Origin of the sequence: Bizionia gelidisalsuginis (assembly GCF_008086185.1) — a bacterium.
Taxonomy (GTDB): Bacteria; Bacteroidota; Bacteroidia; order Flavobacteriales; family Flavobacteriaceae; genus Bizionia; species Bizionia saleffrena.
The window spans coordinates 1-5914 of the sequence record NZ_VSKN01000044.1 but is presented as its reverse complement, the minus strand read 5'-3'; the positions used below and the strand labels follow the sequence as shown (position 1 = coordinate 5914).

Below are 5914 nucleotides of genomic sequence, written 5' to 3'. Positions count from 1 at the left end.
CTAAAGCGCTAAAAGCGATATAATAATCACATAGAATACACCAAAAAAACCTGAACAGTACTGTTCAGGTTTTTTTTATGCCTATAGTTAAACTTATGCGTTTTGTTGTTTTGTTAGAGCTGTAGGGGACAGGAATAGCTGGTACAATGTGTAAATGAGGTGTTGTGAGTATTTTAATTTAAGTCTAATAGTTTATTATAGTTAAAGGAAAAAGGAGGTCTTAATTCTAATAAAAAGGACGGATAGGTTTGAAAATAATTTAGTTCAGTAACCTTTAGAGGAATATTGCTTATAATATTTAAAAATCAATAGGGGTAACTTTTAAATGTAATGCTGTAAATAATAATTCATTCTTCTTATAACACATAGTGTAGACTTTCTACGTTCAATTAAGTAGTGTTAATTATTTAAGTTGTGGTTCAATTCTGAAAAAAGGGGTCTTGAAAGTCTTATATCTCATGTCCTTATTTAATTGAAAACACCTCACAAAAAAAAAGCCTAAACACACATGTTCAGGCTTTTTTAAAGGCGTATTAAAATGGTGTTCTATAACTGGAAACCTAAAGTTAAAGTAACATTAGACTGAACAGCGTCGATAGCTGCAGAGTCTACTAAACCGCTATTGTATAATTGATAATTGTTGTCTTGTTGAGATTGATCGAAGGTTAAGTCTAAATTGAGGTTGCCGAAATTATAACCCAATCCTATAGAATACCCGTTTAAGTCGCCAACTGTTTCTCCATTAGCATACGGGCTATCTTCAAAGCGATAGCCACCTCTTAAACTAAAACGATTCAACTTATATTCTCCACCAACTCTATAGGTTGACGCAGCAGTTAATTGGTTTTCAATAATGGCATTTTGCGCTCTGAAATAAGAATCGGATGTGGGTTTAAACTTTGTGTTAGCATAATCTTTTCTTGAATAATCGAAACTGATTAAACCTTTGGTGCCGAAAACGTAAGCCAAACTTCCTGTAATTTTTCCTGGAGTTTGTAATTTGTATTCTTCAAAAACATTTAAAATTCTAGGATCTATTACTTTTAGAACGTTAGACCCAGCTTCATCTCTAACTGTTTCTAGATATTGAGTTGTTTGTTCTTCAATTGACATCCACGTTGGTGAGTTGTATGATAAACCAACTCGAAATTCTTCAGTTAATTTAAAAATACTACCTAATTGAAAGGAGAACCCGCTACCTGTAACCGACATATTATTTTCGAAGCCAACTTGGTTTACAATAGACCCGGCATTATTATTTTGTTCATATAAAAATGTAGAACGTTCATAATTTAAAAAATGAGAATTTAAATTAAGACCTAAATAAACGTTCTCACCATATTGTGTTCCTAAATTGAATGCTACTTTTCCATTATAACCGGTTGCTGCATAAGAATATTCTTGATTAAAGGTTCCACCTGCGATATTAGACGTATAACCAGTATTATCATCGTCGTTAGTATTGGGCTCTAAAATAAAAGAGTCATATCCTAAAAAGGCTTGTTGGTTTTGGTAGCCATAAGCGCTTCCAATTTCCGAATAAGCGTCACTTGTTGATTCTCCTGGTAACGCGGAAATTTCATCCAAACGCAATCCTTGAGCATTATTTAAAAAATAAGAATCAATAGAGCGGGTGTTGATTCCGTTAGACATCCAATCGTCTTCATGATTTTTAGTGTTTTCATAAGCCACCGCTAAGCTTATTGTTTTCCAAGGTGAACCAGAGTTGTTCTGAAAAACAAAGACACCCCCAGCTTGTTGAATATTAAAATTAGAGTTGGAACTGCTATTTCTTCCGTTAAAGTAGGACGTTTCATTTTTGGTATTCGTATTACCAAGCGTTATGGCCGCGTAACTTTTTAAAAATACAGCAGATCCTGCTGGGTTAATAGTTATGGCGCTTAAATCGCCTCCTAAGGCACCAAAAGCTCCGCTTAAGGCTCTGAAGCGAGCAGAACCTTGTATTTCTCCATCGCTGTAGCGAACAGCATCGTTTAAATTCTGTGCAGTAATTGTAGACATAGATAAAACACCTATGAACAGTAAGAATAACTTTTTCATATTATTTATTTCTTTCTTTTTAATTTTATCAATTACCCTCTTCGTCTAGAGCCACCACCACTTCTTGAGGGCGAAGGGCTAGAGCTTCTTCTTGGTGCACTCATAGAATTATTGTTAGATCTAGAACGCGACGGCGTTGTAGCTCTAGGCGTTGTGGTACGCGCTGGTGCAGAGGTTCTCGCTCTACTAGGTGTCGAAGTTCTCGTTCTATTAGGAGCAGATGTTCTTACTCTAGTTCGAGAATTATTAGTTTCAGTACGTTGTCTTGTTGATGTCTCCGTTCGTGCTCTAGAATTTGAATTCGATCTCGCTTGCGTTGAGACTCTTCGTCCTAATTCTGAGTTTCTACTTACGTCAGAGTTTCTACTCGTCGTATTCCCTCTTCGTGTTGCATTACGTGAAACACTATTTCTATTGTAATATTGGTTGTTAGAGTAATAAGGGGAGTTGTTATAGTTTCCATAATACCCATTGTAACCGCCATAATAATAGGGGTTATAGTACGGATTGTAATATCCGGAATTCCATCCGTAACCGCTATATAATCCATAGCCGTGACCAAAACCAAAGCCTACATTCCATCCAGAATATGGACGAGAATATCCCCAATTGTTCCATCCGTAATATGGTCTGTTCCAGTAATTAGCATACCCTATTTCGTTTGAATATACATTAATGGTAATATTTTCATTTTCTTGTCCCCATCCCGCATAGCTTTCAGAATCTGCACTATTTGTGTCGTAATTACCTTGGTAACTATCGACATCGGTGAATACTTCTTCCTCTTTGTCTTCATCGGCTACATTTAAAGCACTCGATTTTTCATAAAAGTAGTTTTCATAGTAATTATTGTTGTTTGAATCGTTATCATCACTCTCAACAACTGCAGGTTGTTCTTGCTCTACATAATCGTCGTTAGAACTATAAATACCATCGCTATCTTGGCCAACGTATTGGTAGGAACCACAAGAAGAGAGCCCGAATGCCGCTATTAAGACAAGGCTTATAGTTACTTTACTGCGTATATCGTTTTTAAATTGCATATCTCTTGTATTTTATTGTTGAACATAACAAAAATAGTTAGTTTTGTCAAACTATTTCTTTTTTTAACATAGTCACAAAATTTGTGCCAAAACACTGAATATGAGCAAAAAACTAACGAGTAGAGCAGAAGATTACTCAAAATGGTATAACGAGTTAGTCGTTAAAGCCGATATGGCCGAAAACTCGGCAGTTAGGGGATGTATGGTTATTAAACCCTACGGATACGCAATCTGGGAGAAAATGCAAGCAGAATTAGATAGAATGTTTAAGGAAACAGGACACCAAAATGCTTATTTTCCGCTACTAATACCAAAAAGTTTATTTGAAGCTGAAGAGAAAAATGCTGAGGGATTTGCTAAAGAATGTGCTGTTGTAACACATTACCGTTTACAAAACGATCCCGATAACCCAGGAAAACTTCGTGTTGATCCTGAAGCTAAATTAGAAGAGGAACTTGTGGTAAGACCAACCAGTGAAGCTATTATCTGGAATACTTATAAAGGATGGATACAGTCATACCGTGACTTACCACTTTTAATTAACCAATGGGCCAATGTGGTGCGCTGGGAAATGCGTACACGATTGTTTTTACGAACCTCCGAATTTTTATGGCAGGAAGGGCATACGGCTCACGAAACAAAAGCCGAAGCATTAAAAGAAACACAAACAATGAATAATGTGTATGCAACGTTTGCCGAAAACTTTATGGCTATTCCTGTTATTCAAGGTGTGAAAACGGAAAGCGAACGTTTTGCCGGAGCCATTGATACTTATTGCATTGAAGCCTTAATGCAAGATGGTAAAGCGCTACAGGCAGGAACCTCTCACTTTTTAGGTCAGAATTTTGCCAAAGCATTCGATGTAAAATTCACCAATAAAGAAGGAAAGCAAGAGTATGTTTGGGCGACCTCTTGGGGAGTCTCTACACGATTAATGGGAGCTTTAATAATGACGCATAGTGATGATCTAGGTTTAGTATTGCCTCCAAATTTAGCGCCTAATCAAGTGGTTATTGTTCCTATTTATAAAACCGATGAGCAATTTGAAGAAATTACATCAGTTGTAAATGGTATTATGAAAGATTTAAGAGCAAAACATATTACTGTAAAGTTTGATAATAGAACAACGCATAGACCGGGGGCAAAATTTGCGCAGCACGAATTACAAGGTGTGCCTTTAAGAATTGCAATAGGACCAAAGGATCTTGAAAACGGAACCGTAGAATTAGCGCGTAGAGACACGCTAACAAAAGAAGTGGTCTCTTTAAATACCTTAACAGATAAAGTTGAAGGGCTGATGACCGAAATTCAAGATGATTTATACAACAAAGCGTTAGATTATAGAGACAGTCATATTACAGAAGTCGATACTTTTGAAGAATTTAAAGCCGTAATTGACGGTAAAGGAGGCTTTATATCGGCGCATTGGGATGGTACTATAGAGACTGAAGATAAAATTAAAGAGGTTACAAAAGCAACCATTAGATGTATTCCTTTAGATGCTAAAGAAGAAAATGGAAAATGTATTTTTTCTGGAAGTGTCTCAAACAGAAGGGTTTTGTTTGCTAAAGCTTATTAATTTTTGTTTTATTTTATTTTAAGCTTGCAACATTTAAAAATAAGAGTATCTTTGCATCCGCAATAGCGATATTGTGGCTCACAATAAGGAATATAAATTGTGAAAGTTATTTGAAAAAAAGTGTTGCGAGTTTAGAAAATAAGATATATATTTGCAACCGCAATGGAGACATTGTAAGTCACGATAAGGAATAAATATTGTGAAAAGTTATTTGAAAAAAGTGTTGCAGGTTATAGAATAAAATATATCTTTGCAAACTCAAAATAAAATGGCCCGTTCGTCTATCGGCTAGGACGCCAGGTTTTCATCCTGGTAAGAGGGGTTCGACTCCCCTACGGGCTACAATTTTTTAATAAAAATAAAATAATGGCAAATCATAAGTCAGCGTTAAAAAGAATCAGAAGTAATGAATCTAAACGCTTAAGAAATAAATATCAGCATAAAACGACACGTAGTGCGATTAAAAGATTACGTGAGTTAACAGATAAGAAAGAAGCAGAAGCATTATTGCCTTCAGTAATCTCAATGTTAGATAGATTAGCAAAGAAGAATGTGATTCACACAAACAAAGCTGCTAATTTAAAATCTACTTTAGTAAAGCACGTCGCTTCTATCTAAACTGTATTAGGTATATAATAATAGGAGAGCCTAATGAGAAATCGTTAGGCTCTTTTGTGTTAAGTCAATTCTATTTGCAAACACTACAGTCACCTAAAGCATAGAACGGATCAAGTGAAAAAGTTATGCGATTTTAGGGATCATTCCCAAATGTTGTGTTTAAGCAAAAATAGTAGTCAATCTAAAAAGGAAAAATTCTATATTTTTGACACCTCTAAATTGTGTTCTAAAGGCTTTAATTTTTGCGTTAAAGGATTCTGCGGATGCATTTGTGCTTCTATTTATGAAGTAATTTAAAATTGATTTGTAGTTAATATGTATTGTGTTAGCTATAGTATTGAAGGCTTTAAACGTATCAAGGAATATTTTTGGGGAGTGACATAAATTAGACATATAATTTAGTAAGTCTAAACAAGAAAAACTTAACATCTCTTACGCCTCTAAACATCGACCTGAACTCTTTGATTTTTGCATTAAAAGATTCCGCGGAAGCATTGGTGCTCCTGTTGTTAAAATAATTCAAAATTGGTTTGTAATGGATTTGTATAGACCTTGCAATGGTATTGAAGGACTTAAAATTTGAGTTTTCTACTTCGTTATACCACTGAGCCAA

At 35.3% G+C, this 5914-nt stretch carries 6 protein-coding genes and 1 tRNA gene; 3 read left to right on the top strand and 4 right to left on the bottom strand.

The genetic code is table 11. The features are described 5' to 3' along the window. Nucleotides 1–546: 546 nt before the first annotated feature. Nucleotides 547–2061: an OmpP1/FadL family transporter gene (locus ES677_RS14755; RefSeq protein WP_148381660.1), complete on the bottom strand. Its 1515-nt coding sequence runs from the start codon at nucleotides 2059–2061 to the stop codon at nucleotides 547–549. Between the two features lie 32 nt (nucleotides 2062–2093). After that, entirely contained in the window at nucleotides 2094–3104 is a 1011-nt protein-coding gene (locus tag ES677_RS14750; protein WP_148371019.1) for a hypothetical protein, read from the bottom strand. Nucleotides 3105–3204: 100 nt separating this feature from the next. On the opposite strand from ES677_RS14750, the gene proS reads away from it, so the two are divergent. From proS to rpsT, 3 genes are all read left to right on the top strand, one after another. Then, nucleotides 3205–4683, top strand: a complete 1479-nt coding sequence (gene proS, locus ES677_RS14745; protein WP_148371018.1) for a proline--tRNA ligase — start codon at nucleotides 3205–3207, stop codon at nucleotides 4681–4683. Nucleotides 4684–4953: 270 nt separating this feature from the next. After that, a tRNA-Glu gene (locus tag ES677_RS14740) sits at nucleotides 4954–5025 on the top strand. A gap of 24 nt (nucleotides 5026–5049) precedes the next feature. Next, nucleotides 5050–5301: a 30S ribosomal protein S20 gene (gene rpsT / locus ES677_RS14735; RefSeq protein WP_148371017.1), complete on the top strand. Its 252-nt coding sequence runs from the start codon at nucleotides 5050–5052 to the stop codon at nucleotides 5299–5301. A 159-nt stretch (nucleotides 5302–5460) separates the two neighbouring features. On the opposite strand, the gene ES677_RS14730 is transcribed toward rpsT, so the two are convergent. Further along, nucleotides 5461–5694, bottom strand: a complete 234-nt coding sequence (locus ES677_RS14730; RefSeq protein WP_148371016.1) for a transposase — start codon at nucleotides 5692–5694, stop codon at nucleotides 5461–5463. Then, a partial coding sequence (locus ES677_RS14725; RefSeq protein ID WP_148381659.1) for a transposase occupies nucleotides 5687–5914 on the bottom strand: 228 nt, incomplete at its 5' end. The genes ES677_RS14725 and ES677_RS14730, both read right to left, overlap by 8 nt.

Bases quoted from the DNA above. Each gene is read 5' to 3' on its own strand.
- ES677_RS14755 (WP_148381660.1), bottom strand. From the start codon at position 2,061: ATGAAAAAGTTATTCTTACTGTTCATAGGTGTTTTATCTATGTCTACA.
- ES677_RS14750 (WP_148371019.1), bottom strand. From the start codon at position 3,104: ATGCAATTTAAAAACGATATACGCAGTAAAGTAACTATAAGCCTTGTC.
- proS (WP_148371018.1), top strand. From the start codon at position 3,205: ATGAGCAAAAAACTAACGAGTAGAGCAGAAGATTACTCAAAATGGTAT.
- rpsT (WP_148371017.1), top strand. From the start codon at position 5,050: ATGGCAAATCATAAGTCAGCGTTAAAAAGAATCAGAAGTAATGAATCT.
- ES677_RS14730 (WP_148371016.1), bottom strand. From the start codon at position 5,694: ATGTCTAATTTATGTCACTCCCCAAAAATATTCCTTGATACGTTTAAA.